Raw genomic sequence first — 17,808 nt, 5'->3', positions numbered from 1 at the left:
CTGCTCCTGTGCTTGCGGGAATTGTGGGGGTTCATGAGCTAGTTGCTGAGCGCAACGACGGTCGCGCCGTCGGGGTTAATTGGGCCTAGCGTGTAGCCGCTGGCCAAGGAAACGTACTTGACGAAGGTTCCGATGATTCCGCGGCATGGTTCCTTGCACTCAAGGCTGGCCGGGACGTCCGGAGTCCGGTTCCGGAAAGTGTAGGGAAGCCCCGAGCTACCAACTTTCCACCCGGCCACCTTGAACGCGGCGAATGTTGTCAGTCCGTAGATAGCGTTGGTTCCGGTTCCGGTCACTGAATTGAAGATCGGCAGCAGCACGATGACGTCCTTGCCGGCGTTCATGTCCGCCGCCCAGCCGTTGAGCGTGGCCTCGCAATTTGGCGGCGCATTGTTGCCGGTATCTCCGCCGGCGGTGCTCTTTGCGATATCGATGAAGGCGCCGCACTGGCCGGTATCCTGCTTAAGGCCTCCGAAGCCGCCCTCTACGAATGCACCCGACGGCCCGTAATTGCAGTCGAGGTTGGCGTTTTTTCCGTGCAACTGGAGCAACTGCATGATGTTCGTGCTGTTGCGAACCTGGCAGACTGACACGGTGATCGGAAAGGGAGAGGTCCCCTTTTCGGGGCTGCCCCACACAACTGTTGAAGGGGCATTGACTTCGGCTGAGTTCATGCCCAGCACACGGGCGAAGAAGAGCGAAACTTCGTTGGGGGATTTGCCCTTCTCCTGGGCGCCGGCCGTTACGGTGACCTTGCGATTGGTCGTATCAAGAATAATGGACTTGATGTTGCTACGGCCGTCGTTGGCATTTGAGTTGGCAAGGCTTGCGGCCAGCGTGGAAGTGTTGGAGCAGTCTGCATCGCTCGAGCTGGGGGCACTCTTGGCGCACTTTTGGGCAACGGCCAGGGCTGCTGCGTCTGCTCCGTTTCTGAGCTGGGTTCGTTCGGCGTAGAGCATCCCGACGTCCACGGCTACGGCGCCGAAGCCGAGGAGCACCACAAGCATGATGGCCACGATCACGCTCACGGCGCCGCGTTCGCCGTCGTGCTTGTTGTTCTGTTGTCCGTTCCGGGGGTGCCGGGGTGTCAGCCGCCGCATAGCATGGCTCCCTTACCGGTCATCGGGAACGGGCCGGCGATGCCGGTCATGGTGGAGAGGTTGTAGCTGATGGTGATGGTCATGCGGTTACCCGGTGCGCAGCTGGTGGTGCCGGTATCGAGATTTTTGAAGACGATGTTCGTGTCCTTCAGCCCGGGCTGAAGCGATACCGCAGTATCTCTCGCCGCCTTGTTGGCATCGGAAATTTTGTTGGAGATGGCCATGACGCGTACGCCTTCGCGGGCGGCGGCGGAGAGTGAGGCCTGGGCGTTGTAGGCCCGGCTGAATTCCATGATGCCCAGGAGCAGCATGACAAGGACGGGTGCCAGGATCGCAAACTCGACCGCAACGGCCCCGCGCTCGGATGCCCTGGACATGGTGGTGCCTTTCCGTTCAGGCAAATAGGGGTGGTGACAGCCAAAGTGGCGGCGGCTAGTTGCCGCCGCCACTTTGCTGTTTGACGTGCCGGGGCACGTCAGAGGTAGGGGAGGGGTTACGGCATGGTGCAGGTTCCGCCGGCGGACGTTGTATCCGTCTGAGCGACTGCCGCCCATGCGCCGCCACCAACCTGGCACTTAACTTGTTCGAACATGGTGGTCAGCGTCCCGCCGAGGAGGCCGACGGCCACGATGATAACGACGGCGATGAGGGCGACCATGATGCCGTATTCGACGGCAGTCGCTCCCTTTTCGTCGCTGCGAAGGCGGATCATGAGGTTGGTGTAGAGAGAAAGCATGGGGACTCCTGAGCGAGTTTTTGGGTGGCTGGTCCTGCACCAGCTCTGCCAAAAAAATAGCAACCACTTTCCAGCTCACGAACGGATCTTTGAGCATCCTGCGCCAAGCCTGCCCGTCCTGCGCGTCCGCTGCCCTGCGTCTGCGTCTTTCATGCGGATTTGCTGCGGTTAGTCGTGCTGCCGACACGCAAGAGGACCCCCTCGGTTCTGGGTGCCGAGGGGGTCCGGTATTTGGGTTAGAGCTGGCAAGTGAGTGAATTATCATTTTGGGAAACGATGGCTCTCTCCCCATGAAGGCCCTGAACGCACACTCACACGCGGTCAGGGCCTTCTCCCGACCTGAGATCCCGCGACTCGGTCGGGTGGCTTGGGGCGCCAACACCCCAGCTTTTGAAACTCTGGCCGAAGCCGCACCCACCTACGAGAAGGCCTCGATGATGTTAATGACCGCTGGTCCCAGAATTACGATGAAGATGACCGGAAATATGAAGAGCAGTAGCGGGAACAGAACGAGCACTGGCAGCTTCATGGCCTTCTGTTCGGCTCGTTGACGACGTTTTACCCGCATTTCCTTCGCCTGGGCCTTGAGGACCTTGGCGATGGCAATGCCGTATGTGTCCGCCTGAACCACTGCCCGGACGAAGGTTCTCAGGTCCTGCACATTGCTGCGCTCGGCCAAGGCGAGATAGGAATCCCTGCGCGAGCGGCCAACTTGCATGTCCTGCAGCGTCCGGATGAGTTCTTCGGCGAGCGGGCCCTTGCCGTTCTGGCCCGCCCGGGCCATTGCGGACTCGAAGCCGAGGCCGGCCTCAACTGCGATCAGCATCTGGTCCAGAGTGTTGGGCAGTTCTAGCTGGATCTTCTTCTGGCGTTCCTGCCCGCGGCTGTAGATGAGAAGGTCGGGAACGAAATATGCTAGTCCAGTTGCGAAGACCGCCAGGAGAATCATTTGTGCACTGCCATTGCGGCTGAGCATTAGCATCATGAGGACCGCCACAACGAGGGCCAGGGCGGGCTTGGCCACCAGCAGGCGCGGGAGAGGCATGGACGAGGGGCGGCCTGCAAGGGCGAGCAGCCTGTCGAGCTTGGCTTCGTATCCGCTCGGCGTGAGCCTTCGAGCCATCCGCTCCAAATCCATGTTTTGGGGTGCGGTTGCTGCCCCGCTGGCTTCGAGGCCTTTGCTGAGGTTGCCCTGAATGACGAGTCGGGATTTGCGGTCCGCCACAATCAGTGACCAGGCGAGGTACGAGGCAGGTATAACGGTGAGGGCGATGATCCCCCAAGCTATAGGTTGCATTTTGTAATCCCCTTAGAATTTCAGATCGCTGATCTTGCGGATCCACAGACCGCCGATGGTCATCATCACCACGGCAATGCCTAGCATCATCCAGCCGATCGGATGCCCGGTTAGCTGGCCGCTGTATTTGGGATTGGCCAACCCGATGAGGATGAACAGAAGTACTGGTAGCGCCATGAGGATGATTGCGGAAAGCTTTCCTTCTGCACTCAGTGCCTTTACCATTCCCTTGATCTGGGAGCGCTCACGGATTGTTTCGCCGACCTGGTCAAACACTTCAGCGAGGTCTCCGCCGACCTCCCGGTTGATTTCGATGGCCTGGGCCATCCAGTTGAAGTCCTCGCTCTTCATTCGCAGTGATACGTCGTTCAATGAGTCCTGTAGGTCGCGGCCCAGCCTGGTTTCATTGACGACCCGGGAGAACTCCGTGGCCGTGGGTTCGCTGGCTTCCTGCGCCACTGCATCGATTGCACGAAGAACGCTATGACCAGCTCGAAGACCACCGGACACCATGGTCAAGGTGTCACCGAGTTGCGCCTCAAAGCGGGCGCGTCGGCGCTGCGTCAGGAATGACAAATACATCGCAGCCAAGATCGGAGTAAGGCCGGCGAAGAGCACTGCGAACACGGGTCCTTGGAGGATGAGGCCCACGAAGCCGGCCACCACAGCAGTGGCACCCACCAACACGATGAAGTCTGTGCGGGCTATCTTGAGGCCAGCCTGATCCAGTGTGGCCCGCTCACCCGGGGACTTGTTGCCCCCGGCGAGGACCCGTTCCACTGCACCCACTGTTGAGTCAGTGAATTTTGTCAAGGGGGAGCGTTCCGCACCACCGAACGGCCGTCTGCGGCTGAGCGCAACATAGCCGTGTGATGGGCGGAACACCACGAATACAATAACGAATACTGCTCCGACCAGGAGCACCATGCCGACAGCGAATATGGCAGGTGTCATTGCAATCATCGCCTTCCAACCGGCATGGGCCGGCCACCAAAGACAGCTGGGGAGATAGCAATTCCCAGATCTGCAAAGTGGTCAACAAAGCGGGGCCGAATCCCTGTTGAAATAGGCTTGCCGAGAAACCTGCCATTGGCATCGACTCCGGCAGCATAGTCGAAGACGAAGGCGTCCTGAAGCGTGACAATTTCGCCTTCCATGCCTTGCACCTCAGTGATGTGCGTTACACGCCGAGTACCGTCACGCAACCTGGAGAGATGAACGATGAGGTTTACGGCCGAAGATACTTGCTCTCGGATGGCGCGCAGTGGAAGATCCATGCCAGCCATCAGTACCAGCGTCTCCAAGCGGGCAACGGCGTCGCGTGGTGAGTTGGCGTGCACAGTTGAGATCGAGCCGTCGTGACCTGTGTTCATCGCCTGGAGCATGTCCAGACTCTCACCACCTCGAACCTCACCTACAACAATCCGGTCCGGCCGCATGCGTAGGGAGTTCCGAACCAAATCCCGAATAGTGACGGCGCCCTTGCCTTCGATATTGGCCGGGCGGCTTTCCAACCGCACCACATGGCTCTGCTGCAGCTGGAGCTCAACAGCGTCCTCAATTGTGACGATGCGGTCATCGGAAGGGATGAAGGACGACAGCACGTTGAGGAGCGTCGTCTTTCCCGTGCCTGTTCCGCCGGACACGATGATGTTGAGTTTGGCTCGGACACAGGCGTCCAGGAGCTCGGCCATTTCCGGCGTCAGCGTTCCGAAGTCGATCAGGTTCTGGACAGTCAGTGGGATCTTGCTGAATTTTCGAATCGTAAGCGAGGACCCATTGACGGCCAGCGGGGGAATGATCGCGTTGACACGGGATCCGTCCTCTAGGCGGGCGTCCACCAAAGGTGAAGATTCGTCGATCCGGCGTCCCACCTTTGCGACGATCCGCTCGATGACCTTGCGTAGGTGCTCCTCAGAACTGAATCGGCCATCCGTTAGGATCAGGCGCCCGTCGCGTTCCACATAGACCTGATCCGGACGATTCACCATTATTTCTGTGACAGACGGGTCCTCGAGATACCGTTGCAGCGGGCCATAGCCCAGCACGTCGTCTCCCACATCGCGGATGAGGCGACGCCGTTCTTCCGGACTGAGTGGCACCTGCTCCTCGTCGATGACCAGGCTGAGCTCATCGCGGGCAATTTTGCGCAACTCTTCGTCAGTCAGCGATGAGTCGGTTAGCCGCGCGCCAAGCCTCTCAAAAAGGGCTTTCCCAGCGCGTTGTTTTAGACCGGCAAGGGCATCGACCGGGGCTGATCCACCGTTCCCAGCATTAGCGGACGGTGGTGATTGGGCTTCGTATGGAGGTGGGCTTGAAGTGCTGGTAGTAGCAATACCGCCTCGGGCGGCTTCCAGTCGATCTGCGAGGCTCATGAGATCACCATCCGACGGTGTACTTTCTTCTGTGGTTGTGTGGCCCTCTTGGGGTCGAAGCGCTCCACCAATTTGGCGAAGGCGCGAGCAGCACCGTCATGTGACGAGTCCTGCAGCAAGGGCACACCCTTGTTGGTAGAAAACGGGACTGCCCGTGAGCGCGGAACCACAGTGTCAACGGGGACCCCAATGGTCGCCTCAACATCCTGGACAGTAAGACCACTCCGCCTGTCAGCGAAGTTGAGTACAACGTGCCGGCCCTGCGGTAGCAGCTGGAGCTCCCGTAGTACTTCGAAGCTCGTGTGCAATCCACGGATGCTGGGAATGTCCATACCGCAGACCCACACTGCGTCCGTTGCCTGCTCGAGGGTTGCGAGCACGTGCTCGCCCAGACCCGGGGTGGTATCCACCACCACATACTGGAATTCGGCAGCCATCTGGTTCAGAAGATGGCTGACGGCTTCGCCGCTAATATGGTCGGCCTCGCCGGGCGTATTTGGTGCACATAGGGCATAGATCCCGCTGGGATGAACGGTGAGGAAAGCCTTGAGAACCATTGAATCCTGGAAAGCAGCGCCCCCAACAGCGTCACGGAGAGTGTGCTCGGGCTCCAGTTGGAGCCCGGTTGCGACATCGCCGAATTGAACATCGAGATCAACGATCACGACGCCCATGGGAGCAATCTTGCCCAGCCCAATCGCCAGGTTTGTGGCCACCGTAGTCTTGCCAACACCACCCTTTGGCGACATTACGGCGATGACCCGACCCGCCGGCCGTTCAGGGCCGGCGGCTGCAACTAATCCCCGTCGGCGCCCTGCCGAGGCCAGGCACGCCCGCTCCAGCAAGATGCGCAGTTCAGACACCTCCGCGCTGGGACTGACGATGTCCCGTATGCCGGCCCGCATTGCATTGATGACTTGCTCTGAGGCCATGTCCTCCACGAGCACCAAGCTGATTTCCGGATACTGGAGGTCGAACACCGTGGCCAGCTTGAGGGCCTCGTCGCCCGGAAGTCCCGGGCCCAAGACAAGAACTTCCGGAGGTTCGCCGGAGAGTCGGCCGAAGAGCTCCTGAGGGCCGCCGAGCATCACTGACGGTGGAAGAATCTGCACAGTGCCGTGGAGTGCACCGCGCACCGCCGACTGTACCTTGCGCTGAAAATCCTGCGCGGCGGTGATGACCACGAAGCGGCTCATTGTGCGACCTTCCCCAAGGTCACCAAGCCAGGCTTGGAATCCTTCGACTCGTTGGTCTCCTTGGAGAGCCAGATCTTTCCAAACTCGGCACCAAAAACGATTTCGGCGGCGTCAACGTCTTCACGGGCAAGCGTCACGTAAACAGAACCTGAAGGCAACGCCGGGCCGTCAGCGGAGCTTGCATCCTTGGTGGTCTCCGGGGGAGCCTGCTGAACGCTGGTGACGAGCACCTTGTGGAAAGCCTTCCCGGTAAACTCCTTGAAACCCTTGATGTCATTACTGACCGGTGCGTCCGCGCCAGCTTTGTCGTCCATCTTGTATGAGATGTAAACACCTACGGTGTCCCCTGCAGCCAAGCGGCCACCAATCACGCGCTGCGGTTCCAGCAGCACCGAGATCTCCTCCATGCCGGCCGGAACAGGAACAGTGCCAGGCGCCGCCAAGGCGTTCGGATCAACGAGACGGGCTTTCAGGAGTTGTTCCCCAGGCTGGAGGTCAACTGCGGTGACTTTGTCGGAGAAATCGCTTAGGGACTTCACTGCATCGGCAGGAACAGCAGTCCCTGGAATGGACGTTAACTTAACGGATTCGGAAAGCTTGGACACCGGGGTGCCCGCCGTAACGGCTTTCTGAACAACAAGAACTTCAACGGGCTCTAAGCCTTGCTGAGCTCGGCTGTCGGCTGCCTGTGCGTAATTGAACATCAGTACAGATCCGACAATTGCCAAGAGCAATGCTGCTAGGCCCCCCAGCAGCCTGGATTTCACGGGATTCTCCTTTGGTTCTTATTTGGTGAGCTCTACGACGGTTCCGCCGTAGGTGGTGGGTCCGCCGACATCAAATGCTTCGTCCAGGGCTACATAGCGGACGAACTTTCCGACGATGCCCAAATCGCTGCTCTTCCATCCACCGGCGTCCTTGAAGGCCTGGGCGGTTGAAGGCATGTAATGGAAAGGATCTTGGTTGGCCAAGTCCCAGCCCATGAGATCTATGGCAGCGAATGCTTTGAGATGAAATTCAGCACCGGAACCGGTGCCTCGGGTACTGTCGAATACGGGAAGCAGCGCCACGACTTTTTGTCCGGCAATAAGCCTGTCCTTCCAGCCTTGGAGGATTCCGCCGCAACCGGTTTCGGGGTTGTTTCCTGTGTTGCTGGCCACCCATGGGGAGGCAAGGTCAACTTTCGTCGTGCAAGAGCCGCCAGTGACTAGCCAGCCGAAGCCTCCAGGAATTTCAAGGCCCGAGGCAGTGCTGTGGCAGGTGTCTTTCTTGCCGGCCCCCGTGCCGTGGGACAGCAGGAATTGAGTCGAGCCGTCCCCCGCAACGCTGAGGTCCACTTCGCATTCTGAGAAGGCAATGGGGAATACGTTTCCGGACTGCGCGCCGCCCCATTTTGCTTCGGCGACTGCTCCAATAGTCGTAGTATCAGTCCCGAAGATACGGGCAAAGAAGGTGGAAAAATGCACACCGGTGGAATCTTGGGCATTTGTAGTGACCGTCACCTTGCCAGCGGTCTTGTCCACGATGGTCGAGGCCACATTCGTGAGGTTGTCCTTGGCATTGGCGTTGGCCAGTGTGCCCGACAGGGTGGATCCCGTGATGCAAGTGGGATCAGCGGTGTTCTTTGCGCATTTCTGGGCCACAGCCAGGGCAGCGGCGTCAGCACCGTTCTGCGTCACCGATTTCTCGGCGTACATTGCACCGACGTCAACAGCGATTGCACCAAAGCTAAGCAGCATCACCATCATCACAGCCACGACTACGGCGGTAGCGCCGCGTTCATTCTCCGATTTTTTGATCAGCCGCCGCATTGCATTGTTCCTTTTCCTGTGAGAACGATGGTGCCGGTGAAGGCGTCCAGGAATCCTGTGACAGTGGTCAGTGTGTAACTTGTGGTTGCGGTCACTTGCTTTCCCGCTGCACAGGTTGTACCGCCGCCTGTGACAGCGAAAGTCGTGGTAACCGTGCTGGGAGCCAGGCGCCCTGCGGCATTGGCTGCCGCGGTCGCAGCAGTGCTCGTGCTGTTGTGGATCGCCATGCTGCGCGCCCCTTCTCGAGCGGCTTGGTTGAGGGATAGCTGCGCGTTGAAAGCAAGGGAGAATTCGATAATGCCGATCAATATGAGAAGCAAGACCGGCAATATCAAAGCAAATTCAACTGCGGCAGCACCATTTTCGTTATTCCTACGCATTTTTCGATCCTCATGTCTCGAAAAGCCAATGGCGGCTCCCAGATGGCCTGGAAGCCGCCATCAATGGGCGCTTGATTGAACCGAACCCTAGAGCTTGAGGGAGATATCGTTGAACAGCGTCTGAAGGCTGGTACCTACAGCCGTGATACCGAGGATCGCGGCGATAACGATGAGTGCAACCATCAGGCCGTATTCAACGGCCGTTGCGCCCTTTTCTTCACCCGTGAGGCGGTTCTTGACGCCGGCGACAAAAGCGATCATGGAGACCAGTGCTGAGTTCATTTTCGTGTTCCTTTTGTGAGTGCTGAATTGGTTTCGAATTTCCAGCTCCCCCCAACTTGGCGTTGCTAGAAGTTCGATGCACTAAGGAATACAGGAGTAACAAATGGCCCCACAATGAGTGGATGTACTCGTCTTTTTGACACGAGAATCAGTCGTCTACTTGCTGTAACACAACTTAATGGGGGCTCCCCGAGTACGCGACTACTTGGTGTACTCGGAAACGGCTAGCGGGGGAAGACCGTCGGTAAGAGAACCCGCCCTATCTCGGTGCCCCACAGCACTGTCAGGACGCAGCCCGCGAACATCGACGGCCCGAACGGCACTGAGGTCTTCCGCCCCGCGAATCCGCCTGTAACAAGGAGCACACTGGTCACAGCGCCCACAACAAAGCCAAGAGCAACACCCAGTATCAAGTGCCCCACGGAGAGGTAGCCCAAGTACAAACCAAGTGGTGCTGAGAGCTTTACGTCGCCCATCCCCATTCCGCGGGGAGAAATTAGCGCCAAAAGTAGGTAGATCACGAACGTTACGGCACATCCGATTGCTGCCACGAGCAGATTTCCCCATCGCTGGTTCATGCTGGCGTCCAAAAGCAGCAGCAGGAGGCCGATTCCGAGCATGGGAACAATAATCCTGTTGGGCAATAGTTTGTGTTGGAGGTCAATCCGCGAGAGCACAAGACCAGCTGCACAGAGAAATAGGAAGGCCGGCAGCACCCAGGTCGAGCCGAAGCGCCAAGCCATCGCCCCAAACAGCGCTGCTGTGGCGACAGAGCCGGCAACAGCATGCCAGCGCACGCGCCCCAGCTCGGTGCCGGGCAGCAACCGCCGCGTGACTGCAAGGGCGGCGGGTGCTGCGGCCAGGCCCAAAAGGGCGCAGGCGGTAACCAACAAAGCAATCGGCAGTTCAGTCAACGGGGCACCTAAGCTCGGAGTTGTTCGTGGTCCTCGCCGCAGCCCCGGCAAGGACCGGCGCAGGCTGGCTACCTAGAGCCTATTTTGACCAGCGGCCTCTGTACCCGCTATTCTTGATAGTCGTTGTGCGTGTCCTTTCTCGATGATGCGTGCCCGCTGAGAATCCGGTTGCAGGATAACTACTCCTCGGGCATATTCGAGACTTCTGGACCACTGGATTCATAGAGCCCTCACCTCTGTTCCGGTAGCGCATAGATAGTAGGTGCACACCCTTAAGTGACACCTAAACAAGAACGCCAGAACAAGAACGAGGCAAACACCGTGCGTACGTACACCCCGAAGCCCGGCGATATCAACCGCCAGTGGCACGTCATTGACGCCACCGACGTTGTCCTTGGTCGTCTCGCCAGCCAGACCGCAATCCTGCTGCGCGGCAAGCATAAGGCCACCTTTGCTCCCCACATGGACATGGGCGACTTCGTCATCATCATCAACGCTGAGAAGGTTGCCCTGACCGGCGCCAAGCTCGAGCAGAAGCGCGCTTACCGCCACTCCGGCTACCCGGGCGGCCTGACCTCCGTCAACTACGCGGAACTGCTGGAATCCAACCCGGTCCGCGCCGTGGAGAAGGCCATCAAGGGCATGCTCCCGAAGAACTCCCTCGCTGCACAGCAGCTGGGCAAGCTGAAGGTTTACCGCGGTGCAGAGCACCCGCACGCCGCCCAGCAGCCCAAGACTTTCGAAATTTCCCAGGTCGCCCAGTAGTCCTGGCCACCAAACAACTTATCTATACAAGGAGAACCGTGGCTCAGAACGAAGAGACCACCGAAGCCGTTGAGGCCGAGGAAACCCTGACCAGCTACACCTCGGAAAGCGGAGCTGCTGAAGCTGCTGCGCCGAAGAAGGAGCGCCCGGCACTGACCGTTGCCGGCGCAGCTGTTGGCCGCCGCAAGGAAGCCGTTGCACGCGTTCGCGTTGTGCCGGGTTCCGGCAAGTGGATCATCAACGGCCGCGAGCTGGCGAACTACTTCCCGAACAAGCTGCACCAGCAGGACGTCAACGAGCCCTTCAAGATCCTCGATCTTGACGGCGCCTACGACGTCATTGCCCGCATCCACGGCGGTGGCCCTTCCGGCCAGGCCGGTGCGCTGCGTCTCGGCATCGCCCGTTCACTGAACGAGATCGACATCGAGAACAACCGCGCCATCCTGAAGAAGGCCGGCTACCTGACTCGTGACGCACGCGTCATCGAGCGCAAGAAGGCCGGTCTCAAGAAGGCCCGCAAGGCTCAGCAGTACTCCAAGCGCTAAATCCGCTTGCAGGCGCCTATGGCGCTTACCGAAGCCCGCCCCGCCGCTCGGCGGGGCGGGCTTCGGCCGTTAAGGGCTTCCGCCGTAAAACACGGTGCGGCCGGGGCCGCGAAGCCGCCCGCGCAGCGGAGGCGGCCATCGCCCGGACGCGAGCCAAAGACGGCCCCCGCCGGTCCATCGTCTAAACTTGACCCGATGTCTAGATTATTTGGAACAGATGGTGTCCGGGGCCTGGCTAACGGCCTGCTCACAGCAGAGCTGGCGATGCAGTTGGCGCAAGCGGCCGCCGTCGTCCTCGGCCACGAACGCAGCACCAATGGCGCCCGGCCGCGCGCCGTGGTGGCCCGCGATCCGCGTGCCAGTGGCGAGTTCATCTCCGCAGCCGTCTCGGCGGGGCTGTCCAGTTCCGGTATCGACGTCTACGATGCCGGCGTCCTCCCCACTCCTGCCGCCGCCTACCTGGTGGCCGACCTCCACGCCGACTTCGGCGTCATGATCTCCGCCTCCCATAACCCTGCGCCGGACAACGGCATCAAATTCTTCGCCAAGGGCGGCCAGAAGCTCCCCGACGAGGTGGAGGATGCCATCGAAGCCCAGATGGCCAAGGATCCCGTCAGGCCCACAGGCAGCGACGTAGGCCGTATTCAGACGTTCTCAGACGCCGAGGACCGCTACATCGTCCACCTGCTCGGGACCCTGCCGCACCGCCTGGACGGGCTGAAGGTTGTCCTCGACTGCGCCCACGGTGCGGCCAGCGGCTGTTCACCGCAGCTCTTCAACGACGCCGGTGCCGAGATCGTGGTTATCGGCGCTGAGCCCGACGGCCTGAACATCAACGACGGCGTGGGCTCAACCCACCTCGGCGCCCTCCAGCGGGCAGTGGTGGAACACGGTGCCGACCTCGGCATCGCCCACGACGGCGACGCCGACCGGTGCCTTGCCATCGACCATGAAGGCAACGAGGTGGACGGTGACCAGATCATGGCCATCCTCGCCCTGGCGCTGAAGGAATCCGGGAAGCTCAAGGACAACGTCCTGGTGGCCACCGTCATGAGCAACCTCGGGCTGAAGATCGCCCTCCGCAACGCCGGGATCAGCATCCGGGAGACCGCAGTGGGGGACCGCTACGTTCTTGAGGAAATGCGCGACGGCGGCTACAACCTCGGCGGCGAACAGTCCGGCCACGTGATCTTCGCAGACCACGCCACCACCGGCGACGGACTCCTGACCGGCCTGCAACTGGCCGCCCAGGTGGCGCTCACGGGCAAGTCATTGAAAGAACTCGCCACGGTGATGACCAAGCTTCCGCAGCTGATGATCAACGTCAAGAAGGTGGACAAGGCCCGCGCCGGCACCGACGAGGGTGTCCTGGCCGCTGTGGCTGAGGCTTCCGCGGAACTTGGCGAAACCGGCCGTGTGCTGCTGCGGCCGTCCGGAACCGAGGCTTTGGTCCGGGTGATGGTGGAGGCGGCCGACATGCCCACCGCCGAACGCATCTGCAAGCACCTTGCCGCCGTGGTGGAGGAACGCCTGGCCGTCGCGCCGGCGGTCTAACCACGCCCGCAAACAGCAAAGTGGTCCGCCCCCATCCGGAGGCGGACCACTTTTGTGTCCTCAGGAACCTAGGCCCGTGTGCTGCCGCTCCGGAGTGAGTCGCGGATTTCAGTGAGGAGTGCGATTTGTGGGTCCTCGGCGGCCTCTTCCTTGACCTCGGTACCAATTCCGAGCCTGCGGTTGCGGCGTTCGATCATGTGGTTCATCGGCAGGACGACCACGAAATAGATGGAAGCGCCGACGAGCAGGAACGAAATGACGGAGGAGATGACGGAGCCATACATGAACCCCTCCCACTGCATGTCCTCAATGCCCTTGGCATTGAACAAGCGGCCGATCAGCGGGGTCAGCAGACCTTCAACGATTGAGGTCACGACGGCGCTGAAAGCCGCACCCATGACCACGGCCACGGCAAGGTCTACGACGTTGCCCTTCATGATGAAATTCTTGAATCCGGTCAACATGCGACCCAGACTAGCGCGGCTCTGTGAACACGATGTGACGGCAGGGTAATTTCGCAGAGCCGTGTCGCCGGTCAACCCGACGGCGAAGCAGCCCTACAGATACCCCGGGGCCGCTTCCAGTCCGAAGTACTCCTCCAGCGTCGCAATGCCCTTGGCTGACATGTCCGCTGCCGCCTCCACGCCGATGAACCGCAGATGCCAGGACTCGTAGTAGTAACCCGTGACCTCGTGGAACATCCACGGATACCGCACCACAAAACCAAAGCGGTGCGCGTTGGCCTTGGCCCACACCGCCGCCGGCTGTTCGGCGAAACACGGCTGGAAGCTGCACGCCCCGCCGCCGTCGCCGATGTCAAAGGCCCACCCGGTCTGGTGTTCCGAGAAGCCCGGCCTGGCCGAGGCCGTGTCCGCTTCTGCCTGCCCGCGGGACGCCACATAGCTGTTGTACGTCGCCACCTGTGTGCCGTAGGAGCGGTAGCCGCTCGCCAGGGTCATGGTGACGCCGTCGCCGGCCGCCGCGGCGAACATCTGCTCCGCGGCGGCCGCCGTCGTGCTGTTCAGTTGGGCTGCCTCGCCGGAAACTGCCAGAGCGATGTTCGGCTGGACGAGGTCCGCCGGGACATAGTCGGCGGGGGAGAGCGGGCGGTGCTTGTTGACTACCAGCCACGGACTGGCGGGGTCCGTCAGGGAATGCTGTTGAGCCAGGCCGGCCGCAGGCGAAGTGGGCGTCGGTGCGGAGGTGGGAACCGCCGGCGGCGTCGTGCCCGGTTCCGTGACCGTGGGGGAAGTCGCCGGCCCTGCAGTCGACGGCGCTGCCGCCTGCGAGGCGGAGGCGGACGTTGCAGACGCGGAGGACGACGACGGCGGCCGGGTCCCGGCGTCGGGCGTGCAGGCTGCCAGGGCGGTCAGTCCTGCGCCGGCGGCCAGGAACCTGGCGACGGACCGCCTGCTCGGCGCCGCGGTGGCGACAGCGGGGTAACAGTTGTGGCACACGTGTGCTAGACCTTCCGCAGCAGCATGCGGCGGATCGAATGATCTGCTTCCTTGGTGAGCACCAGTTGTGCCCGGCCCCGCGTGGGGAGCACGTTTTCCTCGAGGTTGGGCTCGTTGATGCGCTTCCAGATATCGCGGGCGGTGCTTTCGGCTTCCTCATCGGACAGAGTGGCATAGCGGTGGAAGTAGGACTCCGGCTGGGCAAACGCGGTGGTGCGCAGTTTGCGGAACCGGTCCACGTACCATTCCTCGATGTAGGAGGTCTTGGCGTCCACGTAAATGGAGAAATCGAAGAAATCGCTCAGCGCCAGCCCCTGCTTGCCGTCGTGGCGGGGACGGGCCGGGGCCAGGACGTTCAGCCCCTCCACGATCAGCACGTCGGGCCGGCGGACCACCACTTCCTTGCCCGGCACGATGTCGTACGTGACGTGGGAGTACCACGGAGCCCGGACCTCTTCCGCGCCGCCCTTGATCTCACTCACAAAGCGGAGGAGTGCGCGGCGGTCATACGACTCCGGAAAGCCCTTCCGCTCCAGGAGGTGCCGGCGCTTGAGCTCGGCCAGGGGATACAGGAAACCGTCAGTGGTAATGAGCTCCACGTTGGGCGTGCCGGGCCAGCGGCGGAGCATCTCGCGGAGCACGCGGGCGATGGTGGACTTGCCCACAGCTACGGAACCGGCCACGCCGATCACAAAGGGCGTGCGCTGCGTCTGTTCGCCGAGGAACGTGGTGGTGGCTGCGTGCAGCTGGCCCGCAGCCTCCACATAGAGGTGAAGCAGCCGGGAGAGCGGCAAATAGACTTCGCGGACTTCCTTCATGTCCAGCGGATCGCCGAGCCCTCTGAGACGGACCACGTCCTCTTCGTTCAGAGGCTGTTCCATCTGGGCTGCGAGCCGGGACCAGGTCTGCCTGTCCAGCTCCACGAACGGGGAGACACCCTCTCCATTCGCTTCATTGCGTTGCAAAGTCACGTTAGAGATTCTGCCCTCCGCGACGCTGAGAGCGAAATGGAGCCCGACGCATCCGCTGTCAGGGGCCCGGGCGCTGCCCCGCCGCGGCCGCAACGAACGTCAGCGGACCGCTCCTCCATATAAGCTTGGCTCTATGTGTGGAATCGTAGGATACGTAGGCCATTCGTCAGGCCGGGTAAATGTTGGCCACAGCGCGTTGGACGTTGTCCTGGAGGGACTCCGCCGCCTGGAATACCGGGGGTATGACTCCGCAGGTGTCGCTGTGGTGGCGGACGGAACGATTTCGTCCCGCAAGAAGTCCGGAAAGCTGAGCAACCTGCTCGCAGAACTGGAAGAGTCACCGCTCCCTGATTCCGTCACCGGAATCGGACACACCCGCTGGGCCACGCACGGCGGGCCCACGGACCAGAATGCGCACCCGCACCTGTCCGACGGCGGCAAGCTGGCACTGATCCACAACGGCATCATCGAAAACTTCGCCGAGCTCAAGCTCGAACTGCTCGAAAAGGGCACCGTGTTCACGTCGGAGACGGACACCGAGGTGGCCGCCGCGCTGCTGGGCGACATCTTCCGGAACCAGCTGAACGGCGACGCCGCCAACGGCGGCATGACCAAGGCCATGCAGCTTGCCTGCCAGCGCCTCGAAGGCGCCTTCACGCTGCTGGCCGTGCACGCGGACCAGCCCGACGTCGTCGTCGCCGCCCGGCGTAACTCACCGCTCGTGGTGGGCCTGGGCGAAGGGGAGAACTTCCTCGGCTCGGACGTCTCCGGCTTTATCGACTACACGCGCCGCGCCGTGGAGCTGGGCCAGGACCAGATCGTGACGATCACCGCGGACAGTGTGGAGATCACCGACTTCTTCGGCGCCCCCGCCCACGGCAAGGAATACCACGTGGACTGGGATCCGGCGTCGGCGGAGAAGGGCGGCTTCCCGTCCTTCATGGAGAAGGAAATCCATGACCAGCCGGACGCCGTGGCCAAGACCCTGCTGGGCCGCTACGACCTCGACGGCAAGCTCACGCTCGATGAAATGCGCATCGACCCCGAGCACCTGAAGAACATCACCAAAATCATCGTGCTCGCGTGCGGCACCTCCGCGTACGCCGGCCAGGTGGCCAAGTACGCCATTGAGCACTGGTGCCGGATCGCCACGGAGGTGGAGCTCTCCCATGAGTTCCGCTACCGCGACCCCATCGTGGACGAGAACACTCTGGTGGTGTCCATCTCCCAGTCCGGCGAGACCATGGACACCCTGATGGCCGTGCGGTACGCCAAGGAGCAGGGCGCCAAGACCCTCTCCATCTGCAACACCAACGGCTCCACCATCCCGCGTGAATCAGACGCCGTGCTCTACACGCACGCCGGTCCGGAGATCGCGGTGGCTTCCACCAAGGCGTTCCTGGCGCAGATCGCGGCCGCGTACCTGCTGGGCCTGTATTTGGCACAGCTGCGCGGTAACAAGTTCCAGGGCGAGATCAAGGACATTCTGGCCGATCTCGGCAAGATCCCGGCCAAGATCCAGGAGATCCTGGACCACGAGGGCGAGATCAAGGAACTTGCCCGCTCCATGGCCGGCGCCAAGTCGGTGCTGTTCCTGGGCCGCCACGTCGGGTTCCCCGTTGCCATGGAGGGCGCGCTCAAGCTCAAGGAGCTCGCCTACATCCACGCCGAAGGCTTCGCGGCCGGCGAGCTGAAGCACGGCCCGATCGCGCTGATTGAGGAAGGCCAGCCGGTGTTCGTGGTGGTTCCCTCTCCGCGCGGCCGGAACTCGCTGCACGCCAAGGTGGTCTCCAACATCCAGGAGGTCCGGGCCCGCGGCGCGAAGACCATCGTGATCGCCGAAGAGGGTGACGAGGCCGTGAAGGCGTACGCCGAGCACGTCTTCTACATCCCCGAAACCCCCACGCTCCTGGCGCCCCTGCTGGCCACCGTGCCGCTGCAGATCTTCGCCCTCGAACTTGCCACGGCCAAGGGATATGACGTGGACCAGCCACGCAACCTGGCCAAGAGCGTGACCGTAGAATAAGCCGCATGATTGTTGGTATTGGCGTAGACGTCGTAGACATTGAACGGTTTGGCCGGCAGCTGGAACGGACCCCAGGGCTCCGGGACAGGCTGTTCGTCCCTGCCGAGCGCGAGCTGAACACGCGCTCCTTGGCCGCGCGCTTTGCGGCCAAGGAAGCCGTGGCCAAGGTCCTGGGCGCTCCCGCCGGCATGAACTGGCAGGACTGCTGGATCGGCCTTGACCAGAACGGACCCACCATCCAGGTCAAGGGCACCGTGCTGGCCGTCGCCGAGTCCAAGGGCGTCAAGCGCTGGCACTTGTCGATGAGCCACGACGGCGGAATCGCCACGGCGACCGTCCTCGCGGAGGGGTAAGCGCGCACTCTCCACCCGACGGCCCGCAGCGGACCCAGCACCGATT

General features: G+C 61.6%; 20 protein-coding genes. 5 read left to right on the top strand and 15 right to left on the bottom strand.

Going from position 1 to position 17,808, the window contains the following annotated elements; genetic code table 11:
- Positions 1 to 38 precede the first annotated feature (38 nt).
- The 12 genes from ARTH_RS14885 to ARTH_RS14830 all read right to left on the bottom strand — a co-directional run bounded on the left by ARTH_RS14885 (position 39) and on the right by ARTH_RS14830 (position 10,091).
- On the bottom strand, positions 39 to 1,100 hold the full coding sequence (locus ARTH_RS14885) for a pilus assembly protein TadG-related protein (protein ID WP_011692768.1): 1,062 nt from the start codon (positions 1,098 to 1,100) through the stop codon (positions 39 to 41).
- Complete coding sequence (locus ARTH_RS14880; protein WP_011692767.1) at positions 1,088 to 1,477, bottom strand: TadE/TadG family type IV pilus assembly protein; 390 nt, start codon at positions 1,475 to 1,477, stop codon at positions 1,088 to 1,090. The genes ARTH_RS14885 and ARTH_RS14880 overlap by 13 nt, the downstream gene beginning before the upstream one ends.
- 116 nt (positions 1,478 to 1,593) lie before the next feature.
- Positions 1,594 to 1,836, bottom strand: a complete 243-nt coding sequence (locus ARTH_RS14875; RefSeq protein WP_043429952.1) for a Flp family type IVb pilin — start codon at positions 1,834 to 1,836, stop codon at positions 1,594 to 1,596.
- Positions 1,837 to 2,254: 418 nt separating this feature from the next.
- Positions 2,255 to 3,133 carry a type II secretion system F family protein gene (locus ARTH_RS14870; RefSeq protein WP_011692765.1) on the bottom strand — a complete coding sequence of 293 codons (879 nt, stop codon included), beginning with the start codon at positions 3,131 to 3,133 and terminating at the stop codon, positions 2,255 to 2,257.
- A gap of 12 nt (positions 3,134 to 3,145) precedes the next feature.
- Entirely contained in the window at positions 3,146 to 4,060 is a 915-nt protein-coding gene (locus ARTH_RS14865; protein WP_232223525.1) for a type II secretion system F family protein, read from the bottom strand.
- Between the two features lie 32 nt (positions 4,061 to 4,092).
- Positions 4,093 to 5,508 carry a CpaF family protein gene (locus ARTH_RS14860; protein WP_011692763.1) on the bottom strand — a complete coding sequence of 472 codons (1,416 nt, stop codon included), beginning with the start codon at positions 5,506 to 5,508 and terminating at the stop codon, positions 4,093 to 4,095.
- Positions 5,505 to 6,704 (bottom strand): AAA family ATPase, encoded by a 1,200-nt coding sequence (locus ARTH_RS14855; protein WP_011692762.1) that lies wholly within the window; start codon positions 6,702 to 6,704, stop codon positions 5,505 to 5,507. Before ARTH_RS14855 ends, ARTH_RS14860 begins: the two co-directional genes overlap by 4 nt.
- Entirely contained in the window at positions 6,701 to 7,471 is a 771-nt protein-coding gene (cpaB, locus tag ARTH_RS14850) for a Flp pilus assembly protein CpaB (RefSeq protein ID WP_011692761.1), read from the bottom strand. Before cpaB ends, ARTH_RS14855 begins: the two co-directional genes overlap by 4 nt.
- An 18-nt stretch (positions 7,472 to 7,489) precedes the next feature.
- Positions 7,490 to 8,515, bottom strand: a complete 1,026-nt coding sequence (locus tag ARTH_RS14845) for a pilus assembly protein TadG-related protein (RefSeq protein WP_011692760.1) — start codon at positions 8,513 to 8,515, stop codon at positions 7,490 to 7,492.
- Positions 8,503 to 8,895: a TadE family protein gene (locus tag ARTH_RS14840; RefSeq protein ID WP_011692759.1), complete on the bottom strand. Its 393-nt coding sequence runs from the start codon at positions 8,893 to 8,895 to the stop codon at positions 8,503 to 8,505. The genes ARTH_RS14845 and ARTH_RS14840 overlap by 13 nt, the downstream gene beginning before the upstream one ends.
- An 87-nt stretch (positions 8,896 to 8,982) precedes the next feature.
- On the bottom strand, positions 8,983 to 9,177 hold the full coding sequence (locus ARTH_RS14835; protein WP_011692758.1) for a Flp family type IVb pilin: 195 nt from the start codon (positions 9,175 to 9,177) through the stop codon (positions 8,983 to 8,985).
- Positions 9,178 to 9,401: 224 nt separating this feature from the next.
- Complete coding sequence (locus tag ARTH_RS14830; protein WP_011692757.1) at positions 9,402 to 10,091, bottom strand: prepilin peptidase; 690 nt, start codon at positions 10,089 to 10,091, stop codon at positions 9,402 to 9,404.
- 321 nt (positions 10,092 to 10,412) lie between these two features.
- Between ARTH_RS14830 and rplM the strand changes: the two genes are divergently transcribed.
- From rplM to glmM, 3 genes are all read left to right on the top strand, one after another.
- Complete coding sequence (gene rplM / locus ARTH_RS14825; RefSeq protein WP_011692756.1) at positions 10,413 to 10,856, top strand: 50S ribosomal protein L13; 444 nt, start codon at positions 10,413 to 10,415, stop codon at positions 10,854 to 10,856.
- A 38-nt stretch (positions 10,857 to 10,894) separates the two neighbouring features.
- The gene (rpsI, locus tag ARTH_RS14820) at positions 10,895 to 11,401 is read left to right on the top strand and encodes a 30S ribosomal protein S9 (protein ID WP_011692755.1); all 507 of its coding nucleotides are present in this window, start codon (positions 10,895 to 10,897) and stop codon (positions 11,399 to 11,401) included.
- Between the two features lie 195 nt (positions 11,402 to 11,596).
- The gene (gene glmM, locus ARTH_RS14815) at positions 11,597 to 12,955 is read left to right on the top strand and encodes a phosphoglucosamine mutase (RefSeq protein WP_011692754.1); all 1,359 of its coding nucleotides are present in this window, start codon (positions 11,597 to 11,599) and stop codon (positions 12,953 to 12,955) included.
- A gap of 68 nt (positions 12,956 to 13,023) precedes the next feature.
- On the opposite strand, the gene mscL is transcribed toward glmM, so the two are convergent.
- From mscL to coaA, 3 genes are all read right to left on the bottom strand, one after another.
- The gene (gene mscL, locus ARTH_RS14810) at positions 13,024 to 13,419 is read right to left on the bottom strand and encodes a large conductance mechanosensitive channel protein MscL (RefSeq protein WP_043429950.1); all 396 of its coding nucleotides are present in this window, start codon (positions 13,417 to 13,419) and stop codon (positions 13,024 to 13,026) included.
- Between the two features lie 93 nt (positions 13,420 to 13,512).
- Entirely contained in the window at positions 13,513 to 14,412 is a 900-nt protein-coding gene (locus tag ARTH_RS14805) for a M15 family metallopeptidase (RefSeq protein WP_011692752.1), read from the bottom strand.
- Positions 14,413 to 14,417: 5 nt separating this feature from the next.
- Positions 14,418 to 15,392: a type I pantothenate kinase gene (gene coaA / locus ARTH_RS14800; protein ID WP_197024893.1), complete on the bottom strand. Its 975-nt coding sequence runs from the start codon at positions 15,390 to 15,392 to the stop codon at positions 14,418 to 14,420.
- Positions 15,393 to 15,516: 124 nt separating this feature from the next.
- Here coaA and glmS point away from each other — a divergent pair, with 124 nt between their 5' ends.
- Positions 15,517 to 17,409, top strand: a complete 1,893-nt coding sequence (glmS, locus tag ARTH_RS14795; protein ID WP_011692750.1) for a glutamine--fructose-6-phosphate transaminase (isomerizing) — start codon at positions 15,517 to 15,519, stop codon at positions 17,407 to 17,409.
- 5 nt (positions 17,410 to 17,414) lie between these two features.
- Positions 17,415 to 17,762, top strand: a complete 348-nt coding sequence (locus ARTH_RS14790) for a holo-ACP synthase (protein WP_011692749.1) — start codon at positions 17,415 to 17,417, stop codon at positions 17,760 to 17,762.
- Positions 17,763 to 17,808 lie beyond the last annotated feature (46 nt).

Source organism: Arthrobacter sp. FB24 (assembly GCF_000196235.1).
Classification (GTDB): Bacteria; Actinomycetota; Actinomycetes; order Actinomycetales; family Micrococcaceae; genus Arthrobacter.
Note: the sequence above shows the minus strand (reverse complement) of the source record. Positions and strands in the feature narration are given on the sequence as shown.